The organism is Pseudomonas sp. 14P_5.3_Bac1 (assembly GCF_025466135.1).
In the GTDB taxonomy this organism is placed as follows: Bacteria; Pseudomonadota; Gammaproteobacteria; order Pseudomonadales; family Pseudomonadaceae; genus Aquipseudomonas.
This window is the reverse complement of record NZ_JANLOF010000056.1, coordinates 178,016-195,599: the sequence shown is the minus strand read 5'-3', so window position 1 is coordinate 195,599 and position 17,584 is coordinate 178,016. Positions and strand designations below refer to the sequence as shown.

At 59.2% G+C, this 17,584-nt stretch carries 18 protein-coding genes; 5 read left to right on the top strand and 13 right to left on the bottom strand.

Features of this window, described 5'->3' with window-relative positions; genetic code table 11:
* Positions 1-28: 28 nt before the first annotated feature.
* The 3 genes from gshA to NTD89_RS13260 form a co-directional block, all read right to left on the bottom strand.
* Positions 29-1,612 (bottom strand): glutamate--cysteine ligase, encoded by a 1,584-nt coding sequence (gene gshA / locus NTD89_RS13270; RefSeq protein ID WP_242201407.1) that lies wholly within the window; start codon positions 1,610-1,612, stop codon positions 29-31.
* A 214-nt stretch (positions 1,613-1,826) separates the two neighbouring features.
* Positions 1,827-2,210, bottom strand: coding sequence for a PaaI family thioesterase (locus NTD89_RS13265; protein WP_145159798.1), 384 nt, complete (start codon positions 2,208-2,210; stop codon positions 1,827-1,829).
* Positions 2,210-4,534, bottom strand: coding sequence for a Tex family protein (locus NTD89_RS13260; protein ID WP_119738198.1), 2,325 nt, complete (start codon positions 4,532-4,534; stop codon positions 2,210-2,212). Before NTD89_RS13260 ends, NTD89_RS13265 begins: the two co-directional genes overlap by 1 nt.
* Positions 4,535-4,890: 356 nt before the next feature.
* Here NTD89_RS13260 and ompR point away from each other — a divergent pair, with 356 nt between their 5' ends.
* Together ompR and NTD89_RS13250 are read left to right on the top strand one after the other, a co-directional pair.
* On the top strand, positions 4,891-5,631 hold the full coding sequence (ompR, locus tag NTD89_RS13255) for a two-component system response regulator OmpR (protein WP_053255745.1): 741 nt from the start codon (positions 4,891-4,893) through the stop codon (positions 5,629-5,631).
* 116 nt (positions 5,632-5,747) lie between these two features.
* Positions 5,748-7,061 carry an ATP-binding protein gene (locus NTD89_RS13250; protein WP_145159800.1) on the top strand — a complete coding sequence of 438 codons (1,314 nt, stop codon included), beginning with the start codon at positions 5,748-5,750 and terminating at the stop codon, positions 7,059-7,061.
* 143 nt (positions 7,062-7,204) lie between these two features.
* On the opposite strand, the gene rimK is transcribed toward NTD89_RS13250, so the two are convergent.
* Genes rimK through NTD89_RS13235 form a run of 3 tightly spaced genes read right to left on the bottom strand, consistent with a single transcriptional unit; the run spans position 7,205 to position 9,382 of the window.
* Complete coding sequence (gene rimK, locus NTD89_RS13245; protein WP_025855543.1) at positions 7,205-8,110, bottom strand: 30S ribosomal protein S6--L-glutamate ligase; 906 nt, start codon at positions 8,108-8,110, stop codon at positions 7,205-7,207.
* On the bottom strand, positions 8,107-8,571 hold the full coding sequence (locus tag NTD89_RS13240) for an ATP-dependent zinc protease (protein ID WP_370004704.1): 465 nt from the start codon (positions 8,569-8,571) through the stop codon (positions 8,107-8,109). Before NTD89_RS13240 ends, rimK begins: the two co-directional genes overlap by 4 nt.
* Before the next feature lie 31 nt (positions 8,572-8,602).
* The gene (locus tag NTD89_RS13235) at positions 8,603-9,382 is read right to left on the bottom strand and encodes an EAL domain-containing protein (RefSeq protein WP_262208127.1); all 780 of its coding nucleotides are present in this window, start codon (positions 9,380-9,382) and stop codon (positions 8,603-8,605) included.
* Between the two features lie 116 nt (positions 9,383-9,498).
* Here NTD89_RS13235 and NTD89_RS13230 point away from each other — a divergent pair, with 116 nt between their 5' ends.
* Entirely contained in the window at positions 9,499-9,906 is a 408-nt protein-coding gene (locus NTD89_RS13230; protein WP_053255749.1) for an RNA-binding S4 domain-containing protein, read from the top strand.
* Positions 9,907-10,040: 134 nt separating this feature from the next.
* Here the strand turns inward: NTD89_RS13230 and NTD89_RS13225 are convergent, their stop codons facing one another.
* Positions 10,041-10,844, bottom strand: coding sequence for a phosphatase PAP2 family protein (locus NTD89_RS13225; protein ID WP_262208125.1), 804 nt, complete (start codon positions 10,842-10,844; stop codon positions 10,041-10,043).
* A gap of 125 nt (positions 10,845-10,969) precedes the next feature.
* Between NTD89_RS13225 and hslO the strand changes: the two genes are divergently transcribed.
* Both hslO and NTD89_RS13215 read left to right on the top strand, forming a co-directional pair.
* Positions 10,970-11,872: an Hsp33 family molecular chaperone HslO gene (gene hslO, locus NTD89_RS13220; protein WP_145159804.1), complete on the top strand. Its 903-nt coding sequence runs from the start codon at positions 10,970-10,972 to the stop codon at positions 11,870-11,872.
* Positions 11,873-12,051: 179 nt separating this feature from the next.
* Positions 12,052-13,593: a phosphoenolpyruvate carboxykinase gene (locus tag NTD89_RS13215; protein WP_145159806.1), complete on the top strand. Its 1,542-nt coding sequence runs from the start codon at positions 12,052-12,054 to the stop codon at positions 13,591-13,593.
* A 55-nt stretch (positions 13,594-13,648) separates the two neighbouring features.
* Here the strand turns inward: NTD89_RS13215 and NTD89_RS13210 are convergent, their stop codons facing one another.
* The 6 genes from NTD89_RS13210 to NTD89_RS13185 form a co-directional block, all read right to left on the bottom strand.
* A complete protein-coding gene (locus tag NTD89_RS13210; protein WP_262208123.1) occupies positions 13,649-14,479 on the bottom strand; it encodes a DMT family transporter in 831 nt (276 codons plus the stop codon).
* Between the two features lie 160 nt (positions 14,480-14,639).
* Positions 14,640-14,996: a DUF1493 family protein gene (locus tag NTD89_RS13205; protein WP_145159808.1), complete on the bottom strand. Its 357-nt coding sequence runs from the start codon at positions 14,994-14,996 to the stop codon at positions 14,640-14,642.
* Positions 14,997-15,273: 277 nt separating this feature from the next.
* Positions 15,274-15,744: a hypothetical protein gene (locus NTD89_RS13200; protein WP_262208120.1), complete on the bottom strand. Its 471-nt coding sequence runs from the start codon at positions 15,742-15,744 to the stop codon at positions 15,274-15,276.
* Positions 15,745-16,031: 287 nt separating this feature from the next.
* A complete protein-coding gene (locus NTD89_RS13195; RefSeq protein ID WP_262208118.1) occupies positions 16,032-16,355 on the bottom strand; it encodes a hypothetical protein in 324 nt (107 codons plus the stop codon).
* A 281-nt stretch (positions 16,356-16,636) separates the two neighbouring features.
* A complete protein-coding gene (locus tag NTD89_RS13190; RefSeq protein WP_145159814.1) occupies positions 16,637-17,230 on the bottom strand; it encodes a putative adenosine monophosphate-protein transferase Fic in 594 nt (197 codons plus the stop codon).
* On the bottom strand, positions 17,230-17,400 hold the full coding sequence (locus NTD89_RS13185; protein WP_096236773.1) for a YhfG family protein: 171 nt from the start codon (positions 17,398-17,400) through the stop codon (positions 17,230-17,232). The genes NTD89_RS13190 and NTD89_RS13185 overlap by 1 nt, the downstream gene beginning before the upstream one ends.
* Positions 17,401-17,584 lie beyond the last annotated feature (184 nt).

Sequence of the window (17,584 nt, the reverse complement as noted above, 5' to 3'; positions counted from 1 at the left end):
CCACATGTTGAGCCGGGTTCGGCTTCAGTTAGTTACTGATCGCCAGGATGCTCGCCTGGTACGACCCGACGAACACATCAAAGTCGCCGACCTCGTTCTGCTCCAGTTCCGCCTGTTGCGCCAGCGACGTGCGCGCCAGTTCTTCAAAACGCGCCTGCTCGTCGGCTGGCAGCGGCTCTTTACGGAAATGCTCGGCGTGCACCTCGCTCTGGTGCAGGGAGAATTGCGCAAAGCTTTCCTTGCGCTCGGCCATCGCCGCCAACACTTGGGCCGACGGCGTCAGGGACGGATCCTTGACCTTCGCCAGCTGAGCGTCCAGCGCCTCGCTGTGCTCGGTAATGCCATGGCTCTGATCCAGCAACGCCGCCAACGGCGCAATCTGCTCCAGCAGTTCGGTGGCCCATTCCTTCATGTCCACAGGCTGGCCCTGACGCTGCAATTGCAGGCCCGGACGGCGGCCTTCCTTGACCACGCTGAGGAAGTTGGAGGTGGCATTGCCGCACTCGTTGTTGGCGAACAGCGGGCTGTCGTTCAGTGCGCAATACAGCAGGAACGCATCGAGGAAGCGCGACTCCGGCAGGTCGATACCCATCGGCAGGAACGGGTTGATGTCCAGGCAACGCACTTCGATGTACTGGATGCCACGGGCCACCAGCGCCTGGATGGGGCGCTCGCCGGTGTAGGTCACGCGCTTGGGGCGAATGTTGGAGTAGTACTCGTTTTCGATCTGCAGGATGTTGGTGTTGAGCTGAACCCACTCACCGTCCTTATGGGTGCCGACTTCGACGTAGGGCGCGTAGGGCGTTGCCACCGCTTCGCGCAAGCTGTCGGTGTAGCTCGCCAGGTCGTTGTAGCACGGCGTCAGGCCAGCCTGGGCGTTGCTCTGGTAACCCAGGTCGCTCATGCGCAAGCTGGTGGCGTACGGCAGGTACAGCGTGTCGGCGTCCAGCACTTCCAACTGGTGCGAGCGACCGCGCAGGAACCCGGCGTCCAGGGCTGGCGAGGCACCGAACAGGTACATCAGCAGCCAGCTGTAGCGACGGAAGTTACGGATCAATGCAATGTAGGCCGTGGACTGGTAGTCGCGGTCGGTGCCGACGAAACCTTCAGTCTCCTTGAGCAATGGCCACAACTGCTCCGGCAGGGAAAAGTTGTAGTGAATGCCGGCGATGCACTGCATGGTCTTGCCGTAACGCAGGGCCAGGCCCTTGCGGTAAACGTATTTGAGCTGGCCGATATTGGAGGTACCGTAGTAGGCAATCGGAATATCTTCCTCGGCCGGCAATGGGCACGGCATCGACGGGCTCCACAGGTACTCGCTACCGAGTTTGCTGTAGGCAAAGCGATGGATCTTGTCCAGGCTGCTCAGGGTATCGGCCGGGTTGGGCAGGGCTGGGGTAATGAACTCCAGCAGCGATTCCGAGTAGTCGGTGGTGATCAATTCGTTGGTCAACGCGGCGCCCAGGGCTTCGGGGTGCGGCGTTTGTGCCAGGCGACCCTCACCCGTGACGCGTAGGCATTCGCGCTCGATGCCGTGCAAGCATTGCTCTAGCAGGGAGAGGTGTTCGCGCTTGCCGAGCAGGGCCAGGCGGCGGTTGAGAAGTTCGCTCAAGTTGGATTCCTTCACGCGTCAGTCGCCCCAATATGGGGGTGGGCAGGACGGTCTACAAGGGTGAAGTTAAAACTGGCGTTATCGCCTGGTTTTGAGTCGATTTGACCCGCTTTGAAAAAGCCTACTTCACTCCATGAATTGGGCTATAGCGCAGCAAGAAAATTCCGACGCTGTTGTCGCAGCGCCGAAATTAACTCAAATCGAGGGCGGGGAGCTATAGGACAGCGAATGTGCCTTGTGCTTTTGCGACCAGTTTGTCGTCCTGATACACCTCTGCTTCAACCACCAACGTGCGTCGACCTGCGTGGATAACACGGCTGGTGCACAGCACGTCGCCGTCGGACACGGCACGGATATAGTTGATTTTGCACTCGATGGTCGCGCTCTGCTGGTCGAAGCCATGGGAGCTGGAACAGGCCAGCCCCATGGTGATGTCCACCAGGCTGAAAATCGCCCCGCCGTGGAGCTTGCCTGCACGGTTGCGCAGCTGCGGCTCCAGGGTCAGGGCCACCTCGGCAACGCCCTCGTCCAGGCGTTGCAGGCGACAGCCGATCAGCTCGCTGAACGCGCTCTGGGTCAAACCGGCCGGGATTTCCATCAGCGTTTCTTCAACTGTTTGGCGTTGGCGAACAGCGACGCCATCGCGTTGTTGCTAGGCGCTGCGGTGGCGGTTTCTTTGCGCGGTGCGTTGTTCTGCGACTGGCGTGGCGCCGAGCCTGGGCGAGCGCCACGGGCACCGTCGATTTTCTCGCCGGGGGTGTCGCTCATGCGCATCGACAAGCCAACGCGTTTGCGTGGAATGTCGACTTCCATGACCTTGACCTTGACCACATCACCGGCTTTCACCGCCTCGCGAGGGTCTTTGATGAACTTCTCCGAAAGCGCGGAGATATGCACCAAACCGTCCTGATGCACGCCGATGTCCACAAACGCGCCGAAGTTGGTCACGTTGGTGACCACGCCTTCGAGGATCATGCCCAATTGCAAGTCCTTGAGGTCTTCGACGCCGTCCTGGAACTCGGCGGTCTTGAACTCGGGACGCGGGTCACGGCCAGGTTTTTCCAGCTCTTGCAAGATGTCGGTGATGGTCGGCACGCCGAAGGTTTCGTCGGTGTACTTTTTTGGGTCCAGGCGCTTGAGGAACGCGGCGTCGCCGATCAGCGAGCGGATGTCGCGGTCGGTCTCGGCAGCAATGCGCTGTACCAGCGGGTAGGCTTCCGGGTGAACCGCCGAAGCGTCCAGCGGGTTGTCGCCGTTCATTACGCGTAGGAAGCCGGCGGCCTGTTCAAAGGTTTTTTCGCCCAGGCGTGCGACTTTTTTCAGCGCAGCGCGGGTTTTGAACGCGCCGTTTTCGTCGCGGTGGGTGACGATGTTCTGCGCCAGCGTGGAGTTGAGGCCGGAAATACGGGCCAGCAGAGCGACAGAGGCAGTGTTCACATCCACGCCGACCTTGTTCACGCAGTCTTCCACCACCGCATCCAGACCGCGTGCCAGTTTCAGCTGCGACACGTCGTGCTGGTACTGGCCCACACCGATGGATTTAGGGTCGATCTTCACCAGCTCGGCCAGCGGGTCTTGCAGGCGGCGAGCAATGGAGACGGCGCCACGGATCGATACGTCGAGGTCCGGGAATTCCTTGGAGGCCAGTTCCGACGCCGAGTACACCGACGCGCCGGCCTCGGAGACCATGACTTTGGTCATTTTCATGGCTGGGTATTTTTTGATCAGCTCGGCGGCCAGCTTGTCGGTTTCACGGCTGGCGGTGCCGTTGCCGATGGCGATCAGGTCCACGGCGTGCTTGGCGCACAGCGCGGCGAGGATAGCGAGGGTCTGGTCCCACTTGTTGTGCGGCACGTGCGGATACACGGTGGCGTGGTCCAGCAGCTTGCCTGTGGCGTCGACCACGGCCACTTTGCAGCCGGTGCGCAGGCCCGGATCGAGGCCCAGAGTCGCGCGCGGGCCGGCCGGCGCTGCCAGCAGCAGGTCGTGCAGGTTGTGGGCGAAAACATTGATCGCTTCGGTTTCGGCGCCGTCGCGCAGCTCGCCGAGCAGGTCGGTTTCCAAGTGGGTGTAAAGCTTGACCTTCCAGGTCCAGCGCACGACTTCACCGAGCCACTTGTCCGCCGGACGGTTCTGATTCTGGATGCCGAATTGTTGACCGATCATGCCTTCGCACGGGTGCATGGTGCCCGGCAGCTCGTCGCCGACCTTCAGCGCGGAGCTGAGAATACCTTCGTTGCGGCCGCGGAAAATGGCCAGTGCGCGGTGCGACGGCATGCTCTTGAGCGGTTCGTCGTGCTCGAAATAGTCGCGGAACTTGGCGCCTTCCTCTTCTTTGCCGGCGATGACGCGAGCGCTGAGGGTGGCTTCCTGTTTCAGGTAGTTACGCAGTTTTTCCAGCAAGTTGGCGTCTTCGGCAAAACGCTCCATGAGGATGTACTTGGCGCCTTCGAGGGCCGCCTTGACGTCGGCGACGCCTTTTTCGGCGTTGATGAAGCGCGCGGCTTCGGTTTCCGGGGTCAGCGACGGGTCGTTGAACAGGCCGTCCGCCAGGTCACCCAGGCCGGCTTCCAGGGCGATCTGGCCCTTGGTGCGGCGCTTCTGTTTGTACGGCAGGTAAAGGTCTTCGAGGCGGGTCTTGGTGTCGGCGAGTTTGATGTCGCGTTCCAGTTGCGGGGTCAGCTTGCCTTGTTCCTCGATGCTGGCGAGGATGCTGATGCGCCGTTCGTCGAGTTCTCGCAGGTAGCGCAAGCGCTCTTCCAGGTGCCGCAGCTGGATGTCGTCGAGGCTGCCGGTCACTTCTTTACGGTAACGGGCGATGAAGGGCACCGTGGAGCCTTCATCCAGTAGAGCGACGGCCGCTTCGACCTGTTGTGGGCGTACGCCGAGTTCCTCGGCGATGCGGCTGTTGATGCTGTCCATAAAACCACCTGAAATTCTGAAAGCAGCTCGCAGGCCCGGAAAACAAGGCGTTGCAAGGCTGGTTGAGCGGCCCGACTGGCGCCGCTACCTGGGTCAAAAGGCAGCCTGTTGACCCTCGAAATCGGAAAATTGCTGCCCGTCGCGGTAAAAAATAGCGAGGCAGCAAGCAGTAAAGTCTGACATTGCTCAGCGCAAAGGCGGCGCATTATAACCAGCGTTCTGCAGCTGGGGGGGATTGCGCCGAAGGTTGCAGGGCGCGCGTTCGCTGGCGGTAGAGGAAAAATCTGCTAACAATGCACACGGTGCGTATAACGGCAGCTACGCCATAATGCGCGCCGAGATAAGAGGAGCATCTAATGAGCAGCACTGCACAAACTGCTGAAGGCGAAAAAATTCTCATCGTTGATGACGATCCGGGGCTGAGCAGCCTGCTGGAGCGTTTTTTCAACTCCAAGGGCTACCGTGCCCGCGCGGTGCCGAACACCGAGCAGATGGACCGCCTGCTGGGGCGCGAAGTGTTCAATCTGGTCGTACTCGACCTGATGCTGCCCGGCGAAGACGGCCTCACCGCCTGCAAGCGCCTGCGCGGTGCGAACAACCAGATTCCCATCATCATGCTTACCGCCAAGGGCGATGAGCTGAGCCGCATCAAGGGCCTTGAGCTGGGCGCTGATGATTACCTGGCCAAGCCGTTCAACCCGGACGAGCTGATGGCCCGGGTCAAAGCCGTGTTGCGCCGTCAGGCAGCCCCGGTACCCGGCGCGCCAGGCAGCGAAGACGAAAGCGTCACCTTTGGCGACTATGAACTGTCGCTGGCCACCCGTGAGCTCAAGCGTGGCGAAGAAGTGCACATGCTGACTACCGGTGAGTTCGCCGTACTAAAGGCCCTGGTGATGAACGCGCGCCAGCCGCTGACGCGCGACAAACTGATGAACCTGGCCCGTGGCCGGGAGTGGGATGCTCTGGAGCGCTCCATCGACGTGCAGATTTCCCGTCTGCGCCGCATGATCGAGCCGGACCCGTCCAAGCCGCGCTATATCCAGACGGTGTGGGGTGTGGGTTATGTGTTCGTGCCGGATGGCACCGCAACCAAGTGACCGATGATTTGCAGGCGCGGGCATCCGGCGTTTGACTCCATGAGAGTCAACGGGATGCCCGGCGTCTGCAATTCTGCGAGCGCCGCTCGTTTCTGCAAGGTGTCCAGCCGTTTCCTATGAAAACCCCGTTGTGGTTCCCGCAAAGTTTCTTTTCACGCACCCTTTGGCTGGTGCTGATCGTCGTTCTGTTTTCCAAGGCACTGACGCTGGTTTATCTGTTGATGAACGAAGACGTGCTGGTGGATCGGCAGTACAGCCACGGCGTCGCCCTGACGCTTCGTGCCTATTGGGCCGTCGATCCCGAAAACCGTGAAAAGGTGGCCAAGGCATCGACGCTGATTAGAGTCGACGGCGCCGGTGTACCTGAAGGCGAGCAGCATTGGCCCTACAGCGAGATTTATCAGCGCCAGATGCAGGCTGAGCTGGGGGACGACACCGAGGTGCGATTGCGCATGCATGTTTCGCCTGCGCTGTGGGTGAGGGCGCCGAGCCTGGGCGACGCGTGGATCAAAGTGCCGCTTTACCCGCACCCGTTGCGGGGACAGAAGATCTGGAACGTGCTGGGCTGGTTCCTGGCGATTGGCTTGCTTTCAACGGCGTCCGCCTGGATTTTCGTGCGCCAGCTCAACCAGCCACTCAAACGCCTGGTCTTTGCCGCGCGCCAACTGGGGCAGGGGCGCAGTGTGCGCCTGCCGGTCAGCGATACGCCCAGTGAGATGACCGAAGTGTATGGCGCCTTCAACCAGATGGCGGAAGACGTTGAACAGGCCGGGCGCGAACGCGAGTTGATGCTGGCGGGCGTGTCCCACGACCTGCGCACACCGTTGACACGGTTGCGATTGTCCCTGGAGTTGATGGGCAACCATAACGACCTCACGGATGACATGGTGCGTGACATCGAAGACATGGACGCGATTCTCGATCAGTTCCTGGCGTTTATCCGTGATGGCCGCGACGAAGTGGTCGAGGAAGTCGACCTGACGGACCTGGTGCGCGAGGTGGTGGCGCCCTACAACCAGAACGGCGAACAGGTGCGCATGCGCCTGGAGCCGATTCAGCCGTTTGCCTTGCGGCGGGTGTCGATGAAACGCCTGCTCAACAACCTCATTGGCAACGCCTTGCACCATGCCGGTTCCGATGTGGAAGTGGCGGCGTATGTGTCCGGCGACAGTACTGCGCCTTATGTGGTGTTGAGTGTGATGGACCGCGGTACGGGGATCGACCCGGCGGAACTGGAAGGCATCTTCAACCCGTTCACCCGTGGTGACCGTGCCCGGGGCGGCAAGGGCACGGGCTTGGGGCTGGCGATTGTGCGGCGGATTGCTTCAATGCATGGCGGCAATGTTGAACTGCGCAACCGGCCGGACGGTGGCCTGGAAGCACGGGTGCGTTTGCCGTTGGGGCTGATGCTGCCCAGGGACGCTGTCTAACAAACAACAAAGATCAAAAATGTGGGAGCGGGCTTGCCCGCGAATGCGGTGGACCAGTCAATAGATACATCGACTGACACCCCGCCTTCGCGAGCAAGCCCGCTCCCACATTGGTGTTGCAGGGTGGCAACGCTTGCCGCGTATCAGCCCTTGCCCTTGGTGCGCGTCATATTTGGCCCACCATTCTTTTCCAGATGCTGAATGATGATGCCCGCCACATCCTTGCCGGTGGTGGTTTCAATGCCTTCCAAGCCCGGCGATGAGTTCACTTCCATCACCAGTGGCCCGTGGTTGGAGCGCAGGATATCCACGCCCGCTACCGCCAGCCCCATCACTTTGGCCGCCCGCAGCGCGGTCATGCGTTCTTCCGGTGTGATCTTGATCAGGCTGGCGCTGCCGCCACGGTGCAGGTTGGAGCGGAATTCCCCCGGCTTGGCCTGACGTTTCATTGCCGCAATTACCTTGTCACCCACCACGAAGCAGCGGATGTCCGCACCGCCGGCTTCCTTGATGTATTCCTGCACCATGATGTTCTGCTTGAGGCCCATGAATGCCTCGATCACCGATTCGGCAGCAGTCGCGGTTTCGCACAGCACCACGCCGATGCCTTGGGTGCCTTCCAGTACTTTGATCACCAGCGGCGCGCCGTTGACCATGTCGATCAGGTCGGGAATGTCATCGGGGGAGTGGGCAAAGCCGGTCACCGGCAGGCCGATACCGCGCCGCGAGAGCAATTGCAATGAGCGCAGTTTGTCGCGCGAGCGGGCAATGGCTACCGATTCATTGAGGGGGAATACGCCCATCATTTCAAACTGGCGCAACACCGCGCAGCCATAAAACGTCACCGAGGCACCGATGCGCGGGATCACCGCATCAAAGCCTTCCAGCGGTTTGCCCCGGTAATGGATCTGCGGCTTGTGGCTGGCAATGTTCATATAGGCACGCAACGTGTCGATCACCACCATTTCGTGGCCACGTTCGGTGCCGGCCTCAACCAGGCGGCGGGTGGAATACAGACGCGGGTTTCGCGACAGCACAGCAATCTTCATGCAGCACCTGGGGCAGAAATAGTAGAGACCGGGAACACCGGCTTGTCTTGAACGTACTTGACGCCTGGACTGACCACCAAGTGGCCGTCAATCAGCGCCTTGGAACCCAGCAACAGGCGGTAACGCATGGCCTTGCGACAGGCGAGAGTGAACTCCACTCGCCACACCCGATCACCCAGCGCGAGGGTGGTGCTGATCACATAGCGCACCTGCGCATGGCCGTTAGAGCTCTTGATGGTTTTCATTGTCACCACCGGCGCCTCGCAGCGGCGGTGACGCAGTTGCACCACGCTGCCCAGGTGCGCGGTAAAGCGCACCCACTTCTCACCGTCGCGCTCAAATGGCTCGATATCGGTGGCGTGCAGGCTCGAGGTACTGGCACCGGTGTCGATCTTTGCGCGCAGGCCAGCCACTCCCAAGTCGGGAAGTGCCACCCACTCACGCAGACCCACAACGGTCAAATGGTCAAATGTCTTCAATATGGGTAACCGATCAGTTCGCCCAGGCCTGTGGTGAAACCTCGGCCAGGGCTTTGAATGCAGGCTTGGCGAACCAGTAACCCTGCATCAGAAATATTCCGCAGTCGGACAGGAAGTCGCGCTCGCCGGCACTTTCGATGCCTTCGGCAATGACAGTAACGCCCAACTGCTCACAGATTGTGACAATCCCCTGGACGATTACCTGACGGACACGATCCTTGTCGACATCGCGAATCAGCGCCATGTCGAGTTTGATCAGGTCAGGTTGGAAATCGGCCAGCAGGTTCAGCCCCGAATAGCCCGCACCGAAATCGTCGATGGCGGTCTTGAAGCCGAATTCGCGGTATTCACGCAGAATATTGGTCAAATGGCGATAGTTATCTACGTGCTCGCTTTCCAGCGTTTCAAAAATCAGCTGGTTCAGCGGAAAGTTGTGCGCGCGGGCCGCCTCCAGGGTGCTGCGAATACACAGCTCGGGCCGGTACACGGCATTGGGCATGAAATTGATCGAAAGATGGGTTTGCATACCCAAGGCAGCGGCCCCGGCAATCGCTTGGGTACGACACCGCTGGTCAAAGCGGTAACGGTTGCTTGCGTTGACCTGGCCCAGCACCGACAGCGCGCCTTCGCCTTGCGGGCCTCGCACCAACGCTTCGTGGGCGAAGATCGAATGGTCTCGAAGATCTACGATAGGCTGATAGGCGAACGCGAAATCGAAACCCAGGGGTTCGCTTTGCTGGCAACCCACGCAACGCTGGTTTGGCGAGGTGAGTGAAATGGGGAAGTCGGTCACGGCGTATCCTCGCAAAAACAGGGTGGTGCCTGGCGTATCTTAGGTGAGCGTTGGGGTTTATGCGTCGAAGGGCTTCAACGGTAAAGTTGCGACATTTTTCAGAGCGAGGAATTCAAGTGGCTCAAAAGCAGGAAGAGGAAGAAAAAGTCCGTTTGGACAAGTGGCTGTGGGCAGCGCGCTTCTTTAAAACCCGTGCCCTGGCCAAAGCCGCTATCGAAAGCGGCAAAGTGCACCATCGCGGTGAACGCTGCAAGCCGGGCAAGGAGCCGCGCGTCGGTGATGAGCTGCAGATTCGGGCAGGGTTTGATGAGAAAACCGTCGTGGTGCAAGCCTTGTCCGTTGTGCGCCGCGGCGCGCCCGAAGCGCAGGCGTTGTACACCGAAACCGAGGCCAGTATCGCCAAACGCGAAAATGCGGCCGCCATGCGCAAGGCCGGGGCTACCGGTATGACGACCGATGGCAAGCCGAGCAAGAAGCAGCGTCGCGATTTGTTCAAGTTTCGCGGCAGTGGTAATGATGATTGACAGCGCACATCTCCAGGTCAATGGAGATCAAATGTGGGAGCTGGCTTGCCTGCGATAGCGTCAGGCCAGCCAGTCTTTCCGTCACTGACCCACCGCTATCCCAGGCAAGCCAGCTCCTACATGAATCTGCTTCGTCAGGCGGCAGTGCGTATGACGCTCAATCGCCCGATCACCGGCAGCTTACCGAGCAAACCGAAGATCGGCGCCGTCAGTCGCAGCAACCCATTCGACACCTTCGCCGCAAACGGCGTGTAATACCCCCATCCCAGCGCCAACAGGGCCAGCAATACCCCGCCGATATAATCGTCTTGCCCCCAGTGCGCGCCGGCCACCAGTCGCGGCATCATGAACAACAGCGCCAAGCCCCAAATCACCAGCACCTGGCCGATGCGCTTGGCAAACACCGTCATGAACATGCCCCAGATCAGCAATACCGACGCGTGATCGCCGGGGAAGCTCTGGCTCGAACGGTCCTTCAACTCCCAGGTTTTTTCCAGACCAGGGAAGTAGTCACTCATATGAATCGCCCCGCTGATCACCATCGACGGGCTGCTGTGCTGCCAGCCCATCTGCGCCGCGAGTTTGGAAAACAGCATGCGGATGAACAGCAACAGCAGCAGAATCCCGAAAAAGCCGAAAAATGCCTGGCGCACTTCAATCGCCTTGAACACCCAATCTCCGCGAATCAGCAACGTCAGCAAAATCACGCCGACCACCGCGTCAAATGGTCGCAGACTGGTCACGGCCCACACATGCAGCCAGCTCGAATGACTCGCCAGCGGGTCATTGAGCAGGTGAAACAGCCATTCGTCGAAAATTACACACAGCATCTGGCCCGTGGGCCACAGCCAAAAACACAGCAGTCCGATAGCGAGTAGATTGCACAGTGCCCATCGCCGGAGGTTCCACTTGGCTTGGAACAAACCCGGATTGTTCATAAACTGTTCCTCTTCGCTCTATTTAGCTCTCCGTTTCCAGGAGAAAGCCGCACCAAGATGGTGCTAAAGCGTTTAATTTTATAAACCTTGTAATCATTTTGTCATCAATTCAGATACCCAGACCTATGACTGATCTACCGGATACCGACTTCACCCAACGCTTCATCTTCGACGAGAACGACGCCCGCGGCGAACTGGTCTCGCTGGAGCGCAGCTATGCCGAAGTCCTCGCCAAGCATCCCTATCCGGAGCCGGTTGCGCAGCTGCTTGGTGAGTTGATGGCGGCGGCATCGCTACTGGTGGGCACCATGAAGTTCGACGGTTTGCTGATTTTGCAGGCGCGTTCCGAAGGCCCGGTGCCGATGCTGATGATCGAGTGCTCCAGCGAGCGCGAAATTCGTGGCCTGGCCCGTTACGACGCCGACCTGATCGCGCCGGACGCCACGCTGTCTGACCTGATGGCCAACGGCGTACTGGCAATCACCGTCGACCCGACGGAAGGCCAGCGCTACCAGGGCATCGTCGATCTCGACGGCGAAACCCTGTCGGACTGCTTCACCAACTATTTCGTGATGTCTCAGCAGGTGGGTACCAAGTTCTGGCTGAATGCCGACGGCAAGCGCGCCCGTGGCCTGCTGCTGCAACAACTGCCGGCCGACCGCATCAAGGACGACGATGAGCGCACCGACAGCTGGCGCAAGCTGACCGCCCTGGCTGGCACTCTGACCGCTGAAGAGCTGCTGGGCCTGGACAACGAAACCATTCTGCATCGCCTGTACCACGAAGAGGCTGTGCGCCTGTTCGACCAACAGGGCCTGCGCTTCCGTTGCAGCTGCTCGCGCGAGCGTTCGGCGAATGCCTTAGTCAGCCTGGGCCTGGAAGATGCGCAGAATCTGGTGGTGGAACACGGTGGCAATATCGAGATCGACTGCCAGTTCTGCAATCAGCGTTACCTGTTCGATGCCGCCGATGTAGCCCAATTATTCGCCGGCGCAGGCATCGACACCCCTTCCGACACCCGCCACTAAAACGTTTAAGCACAGGTAAATCACCTGACAAATGCCGGATTAGCGCAGTTCTGACGGGAGGGCCCTACTCTTTTTGGGCTTTTCTGGCATAATCCGGCCCACTTTTTTCGCGGTAGTAGTGCGCAACTTTCTACTACAAAACGTTTGGAGCACTCGGCCATAGGCCGACGGGGAACCTCATGACGCAAGCCAATAACGCCGTATACACCGATCTGAGTGTTGACGATCTGGTCAAAGAAGCCCTGCAGCGCGGTGAAGGCGTGCTTGCCGATACCGGCGCGCTGGTCGTAGAAACCGGTCACCGTACCGGCCGTTCTCCGGTCGACCGCTTCATCGTTGAAGAGCCTACCACCCAGGACGCCATCGCCTGGGGCCCGATCAACCGCAAGTTCCCAGCCGACAAGTTCGATGCGCTGTGGGCTCGCGTCGAGGCGTTCAACAACGCGCAAGAGCATTTCGTTTCCCACGTTCACGTAGGGGCTGCAGAAGACCACTACCTGCCCGTGAAAATGACCACCCAGACTGCCTGGCAGAACCTGTTCGGTCGTTGCCTGTTCATCAACCCGGCTCAGTACAACCCTGCCGGCCGTGATGAGTGGCAAGTGCTTAACGTGGCCAATTTCGAATGTGTGCCAGAGCGTGACGGTACTAACTCCGACGGTTGCGTGATCCTCAACTTCGCCCAGAAAAAAGTCCTGATCGCCGGCATGCGTTACGCTGGTGAAATGAAAAAAGCCATGTTCTCGGTGCAGAACTTCCTGCTGCCGGCTGCTGACGTGCTGCCTATGCACTGCGCCGCCAACATCGGCGAAGAAGGCGACGTGACCCTGTTCTTCGGTCTGTCGGGCACCGGTAAAACCACCCTGTCCGCCGACGAAAGCCGTTACCTGATCGGTGACGACGAACATGGCTGGGGCGAAGGCGTGGTGTTCAACATCGAAGGCGGTTGCTATGCCAAGTGCATCGACCTCTCCGAGAAGAACGAGCCGGTTATCTGGAAAGCCATCAAGCACGGCACCGTGCTCGAAAACGTGGTGATCGACGATGCCAAGCACGCCGACTACACCAACGTCAGCCTGACCCAGAACAGCCGTGCCGCCTACCCACTGGAGCACGTTGCCAAGCGTTCCGAGAAGAACCTGGGCGGTGAGCCAAACGCGGTGATCTTCCTGACCTGCGACCTGACCGGCGTACTGCCGCCCGTGTCGATCCTCAGCGAAGAACAAGCGGCCTACCACTTCCTGTCCGGCTACACCGCGCTGGTGGGCTCGACCGAAATGGGTTCGGGCAGCGGCATCAAGTCGACCTTCTCCACCTGCTTCGGCGCGCCGTTCTTCCCGCGCCCGGCCGGCGAATACGCAGAGCTGCTGATCAAGCGCGTGCGCGGCTTTGGCTCCAAGGTCTATCTGGTCAACACCGGCTGGACCGGCGGCGGCTACGGCGTCGGCAAACGCTTCAACATCCCGACCACTCGCGGCGTGATCGCAGCGATCCAGAGCGGCGCGTTGATCGGCGCTGAGACCGAACACCTGGACACCATCAACCTTGACGTGCCATTGGCCGTACCGGGCGTTGAGACTGGCCTGTTGAACCCACGTAACACCTGGGCTGACAAGGCTGCCTACGACGAAGCGGCGAAAGCGCTGGCGGGTCTGTTCATCGAGAACTTCAAGAAGTTTGAAGTGAGCGATGCGATCAAGGCGGCCGGGCCGAAGTTGTAAGGTTCAAGCTGTTAAAAAGCCGCCCCTAGTGGGCGGCTTTTTTATGCGCGAAAGGTTAGTTGGCGATGTGCAAAACCACTGCGCCGGCCAGCACTAATGCAACGCCCAACACTTGCACCGCCGACAACCGTTCCTTGAAAAACACAAATCCCAGCACCGCCGCAATCCCACCCGACCCCGCCATCGCCCCCCACGAAAATGCCGAGAAACCCCCGAGGTTCATCAAGCTCGCACCGGTCAATGTCGCGCAGTTTTTCAGCGGTGGAATCTTCAGGCCATCTTTGATCTTCAGCACCATCACCACCAACACGCACAGGCCTACCAGGTAACCCAGCCACAACATGGTGATCGGTCCCAGTGCCGGCAGCGTGTAGCGACCTTGCAGCCAGAAGCTGCTGCCGTACAGCAAGGCGGCGAGCATGGCGTAGGCAATGGACAGGCGTGGGTGGTTGTGCGGGACGCCGTTGTCCTTGTGGATGCTGGACAGGATCACGCCCACCACGCACACGCCGATGCAGCCCAGTTGGACCAGGCTGATGTGTTCGCCGCTGGCCCAGGACAGCAGCGTCGTGACCACGCCGTACGACGTCACCAGCGGCGCGACGATGGCCGCTTTGCCCAAGGCGAAAGCCTTGGACAGCGCGAGGGCGCCCGAGACGGTGAGCAGCGCGGCCGCGATGCCCAGGAGCCAGACGCTCAACGGGGCATTCAGGGATTTGAACAGGTAGGCCGGGAAGATGACCAGCAGCAAGGTCATGATCAGGAAACCGAGGGCTTGGCCGAAGTACACCGCGCGTTTAACGCCGACCGCCCGGGCGTTGAGACCCACAAGAAAGTCCGTGCCACCCCAGAGCAGGGCGGCCAGCAGGCCCATTAATACGTCCATGTACGGTCCTTGGTATGTAGGCAATTTGCCAGGTTAGCGCATCGCCAATGTGGGAGCGGGCTTGCTCGCGAATGCGGTGGATCAGTGAGAAATACTCTGCCTGACACACCGCCTTCGCGAGCAAGCCCGCTCCCACATGTGAGCCTCAGTGTTGTTCAGATCAACTGAGGTTTTCCAGAGTCTGGGTGTCCCAGCTATGGGTCTTGATGGCCAGGTAGAGCATGCCAATGGTCAGCGGCACTTTATCGCCTCGGCCTTTGGCGCGGCGTTTGAGGAACACATCGAACACCGGCGGTTGGAAGTAACGGTAGGCATCGTAGTCGCCCAGATCGACTGCAAAATCCTGCTCCAGCGCTTCCATGAATTGCTTGGCCTCGGCGCGGTCGCAGCCAAGGTCGAAGTTGAGCGAGGTTTCAAGGCGAAGGGTCTTGTGCTTCGGCAGGCCGATTTCTTCGTGCAGCAATTGCAGGAGCTGCTGCATGACGGGGTCTTCGGGGAAGTTGGGGGCGAGGTTCATGGTGGGAGCACGCAGAAGTGGGTGAGGGGGATGGTTGCGTTGTCGGCGGAATTTGTTTCGGGTGATGAAGAGTAGCAACCCTAACAAGAATATGAAGACCGGTAGGAATGGCATTCTGAGGATCACCGCTATGTAGGGTAGCAGGAACGTCAAAGTGAGACCTGTGGTGAGACAGGTGATGGCGAAGCGCTTTCTAAGCGTGGGGTCGGTGATCTGGTAATGCACCACCATATAGATAAGGAGAAAAATCGCGGATTGAAGGTAAAGGTCCATGTGATCAAGACTCGTCTGAGTAGACATGCATTGAGAGTGTTGACCGCTGAGGCCCGATTCCTCCTCTCACATTTGCGTCCAATCCGATGATGATGTCACCTGCGTGATACCTGCGAAGCTTTCCGGAAATCGTATCGCCAACTAAGCCAGCCGTTACCGTTGATATAGCTATCCCCGGGGCTTTAATCGCACCGGAAATTATTTGTTTGATGAACACGTTTTGATCGTTTAACCGGTCGGCCTGGCTCCGTCTCAGCGGCTGGGAAATCGCGACTGCTATCTCGCAGGGTAAATCTCGGGCCAACATTTTCTCATACAAGCTGCGTATCTGATCGCGCACTTGTCGCGCAGCTGTTTTTGCTTCAAGCAGGCACAGGTTAGCCAAGGCATGCCGACTTTCAGGCACAACAGTGAAGCGAATCACTATGAAGGTGACGCCATAGTGGCTGATGTGTTGAGTCCTTTCGATGTTCACGGGTTTTCGCCTGGACAGTTGAGAAGGCGCTAGTTTCGGTCATGGGAAGGGGCGTTATGTAGAGGGGTTAGCAGGTGTTTTAAGTAGTTTGGGAATAGGGCTACGCGGTGTTTGCCTGTTTCTCACAGAGGTTTCCGGCATTTACGGTTTGACAGTGTTTTTTTCAGCTACATCTATCAAATGTGGGAGCTGGGCTTGGCCGCTATGGGGGGGCAGGCGCTGAAATATAGCCTGATTTACCGCTATCGCCGCGGTGCCACGATTCGACAAGCCAGCTCCTACAGGGTTTAGCTCAGTGGCTGGCTTGGGTGTGGTTGCTCATCGACCGTCGGTTGCAGTTGCACATGTTGCGATGCTTCCAGCAGATCACAGCCATCCTGCATCAGCAGGTAAAGAGCATTGATGATGTGGGAGATGTCTTTGAGGTCGGCGTGTTCGTAGGTAAGGCAGGTGAAGGTTTCCAGTAAGTCGGTGGCAGCGCGGATGCGCTGGTGTGCGGCGGACTGGATGTCTTCGGCGGTGGCTTCAGTGTCGATGACGAGAGGGTGGGTGTTGGTGAAATTGGTGCGCAGAAGGCGATAGCGATTTTCGGACGGATTTATAGCGTTCATTTATTTGAATCTCTGTGTAGTTAGAGGACCGCCATCATCGTGACCAAGCGATGGGTGGCGGACTGTGTCCAGGTTGGTCAACCGGCAGAGATTCACCCGGCACGCCCGAAGGCGTCCCAAACACAGCCGCCATGAAGCGTGTGGGCACAGGAGTGCCTACGACATCTGAAGGTGCGTATGTGAACTCTGTATCGGGTGACCAAACCCGATCGCTGATTGTGCAGCGAGGGGCGAACTATAGGTGGGTGGGGTGGGATGGTGCAATACAGGCAAGAGGCTGTTTAGCGAGGTACGCTGATACACCGCTCAAAAATCGCCTCAAGCCCCCGATAATCACACGCCACCGCATCAATGTTCGCCGGTATCCACGCCGCTTGTTTCACCAGCCACCAATTCACTGAAAAACCGGCATTCACAATGATCTGTTCGAACAAAATCCGCTGCGCGCGGCCATTGCCTTCACGAAAGGGGTGGATGACGTTGAGGTCGCCATAAGCCTCGGCAATCAGCGGCACCAGTTCAGCCTGGGTCGCGCCTACATACCAATTGCCTTGTTCCATATGCCGAATGATTTTCGCCGCTTCCGGCGGAATGCGTTCCGGCGTGCAGAACAGGGTATCGCCTTTCTGGATGTTGACGCTGCGCAGCTCCCCGGCCCAGTCGTAGATATCGCCGAACAGGGTGCGGTGGATGTGTTGCAGTCGTTCGAGGCCGTAAGGCGGAGGATAGAGTGGGAGGCTGCCTACAGCAATTTCGGATAGTTCGCGCTCGGCTTGATGCAGGAGTATTTCATCGCGCAAATCGAGGCGGTTGCGCAGGACACCGCTATCGGGGTAGCAGTACGGATCCTGGCCCACCCCGTATTTGTCGAGCATCAGTGCGGAGTTTTGCGGTACTTGGCGAGGACGGCTTCGCGGGTCGGCAGGGGTTTGTCGACATCGGCCGGTTGGGTGTCGAACCCTTCCAGGCGCAGGCTTGCCAAGTAATTGGAACGACGGATCTTGTGGTAATGATCCTGTTTTTGCTCAAACGTCGGTTCGCTCATTGCAGCGTACTCCTGGGTCGCAAGGGTTGATTGTAGCGCAATGCGTCAAAGGGTAGGCGGGATAAAACCACATCAAACTGGATCGTCCCTACGCGCAGCACGAGGAGCGAGCTGTTGGGTAAAACCTCGCACTTCGGCCCAAGGCCATCCTCCAGGCTGTGTATCATCCTGTCTCTTTTTTCCT

What these genes read in the sequence shown, in the direction of transcription:
- NTD89_RS13265 (WP_145159798.1), bottom strand. Translation starts at nt 2,210, where the DNA reads ATGGAAATCCCGGCCGGTTTGACCCAGAGCGCGTTCAGCGAGCTGATC.
- NTD89_RS13190 (WP_145159814.1), bottom strand. Translation starts at nt 17,230, where the DNA reads ATGCTCGACAAATACGGGGTGGGCCAGGATCCGTACTGCTACCCCGAT.
- ompR (WP_053255745.1), top strand. Translation starts at nt 4,891, where the DNA reads ATGAGCAGCACTGCACAAACTGCTGAAGGCGAAAAAATTCTCATCGTT.
- hslO (WP_145159804.1), top strand. Translation starts at nt 10,970, where the DNA reads ATGACTGATCTACCGGATACCGACTTCACCCAACGCTTCATCTTCGAC.
- NTD89_RS13205 (WP_145159808.1), bottom strand. Translation starts at nt 14,996, where the DNA reads ATGAACCTCGCCCCCAACTTCCCCGAAGACCCCGTCATGCAGCAGCTC.
- rimK (WP_025855543.1), bottom strand. Translation starts at nt 8,110, where the DNA reads ATGAAGATTGCTGTGCTGTCGCGAAACCCGCGTCTGTATTCCACCCGC.
- NTD89_RS13195 (WP_262208118.1), bottom strand. Translation starts at nt 16,355, where the DNA reads ATGAACGCTATAAATCCGTCCGAAAATCGCTATCGCCTTCTGCGCACC.
- NTD89_RS13215 (WP_145159806.1), top strand. Translation starts at nt 12,052, where the DNA reads ATGACGCAAGCCAATAACGCCGTATACACCGATCTGAGTGTTGACGAT.
- NTD89_RS13260 (WP_119738198.1), bottom strand. Translation starts at nt 4,534, where the DNA reads ATGGACAGCATCAACAGCCGCATCGCCGAGGAACTCGGCGTACGCCCA.
- NTD89_RS13210 (WP_262208123.1), bottom strand. Translation starts at nt 14,479, where the DNA reads ATGGACGTATTAATGGGCCTGCTGGCCGCCCTGCTCTGGGGTGGCACG.
- NTD89_RS13225 (WP_262208125.1), bottom strand. Translation starts at nt 10,844, where the DNA reads ATGAACAATCCGGGTTTGTTCCAAGCCAAGTGGAACCTCCGGCGATGG.
- NTD89_RS13185 (WP_096236773.1), bottom strand. Translation starts at nt 17,400, where the DNA reads ATGAGCGAACCGACGTTTGAGCAAAAACAGGATCATTACCACAAGATC.
- NTD89_RS13250 (WP_145159800.1), top strand. Translation starts at nt 5,748, where the DNA reads ATGAAAACCCCGTTGTGGTTCCCGCAAAGTTTCTTTTCACGCACCCTT.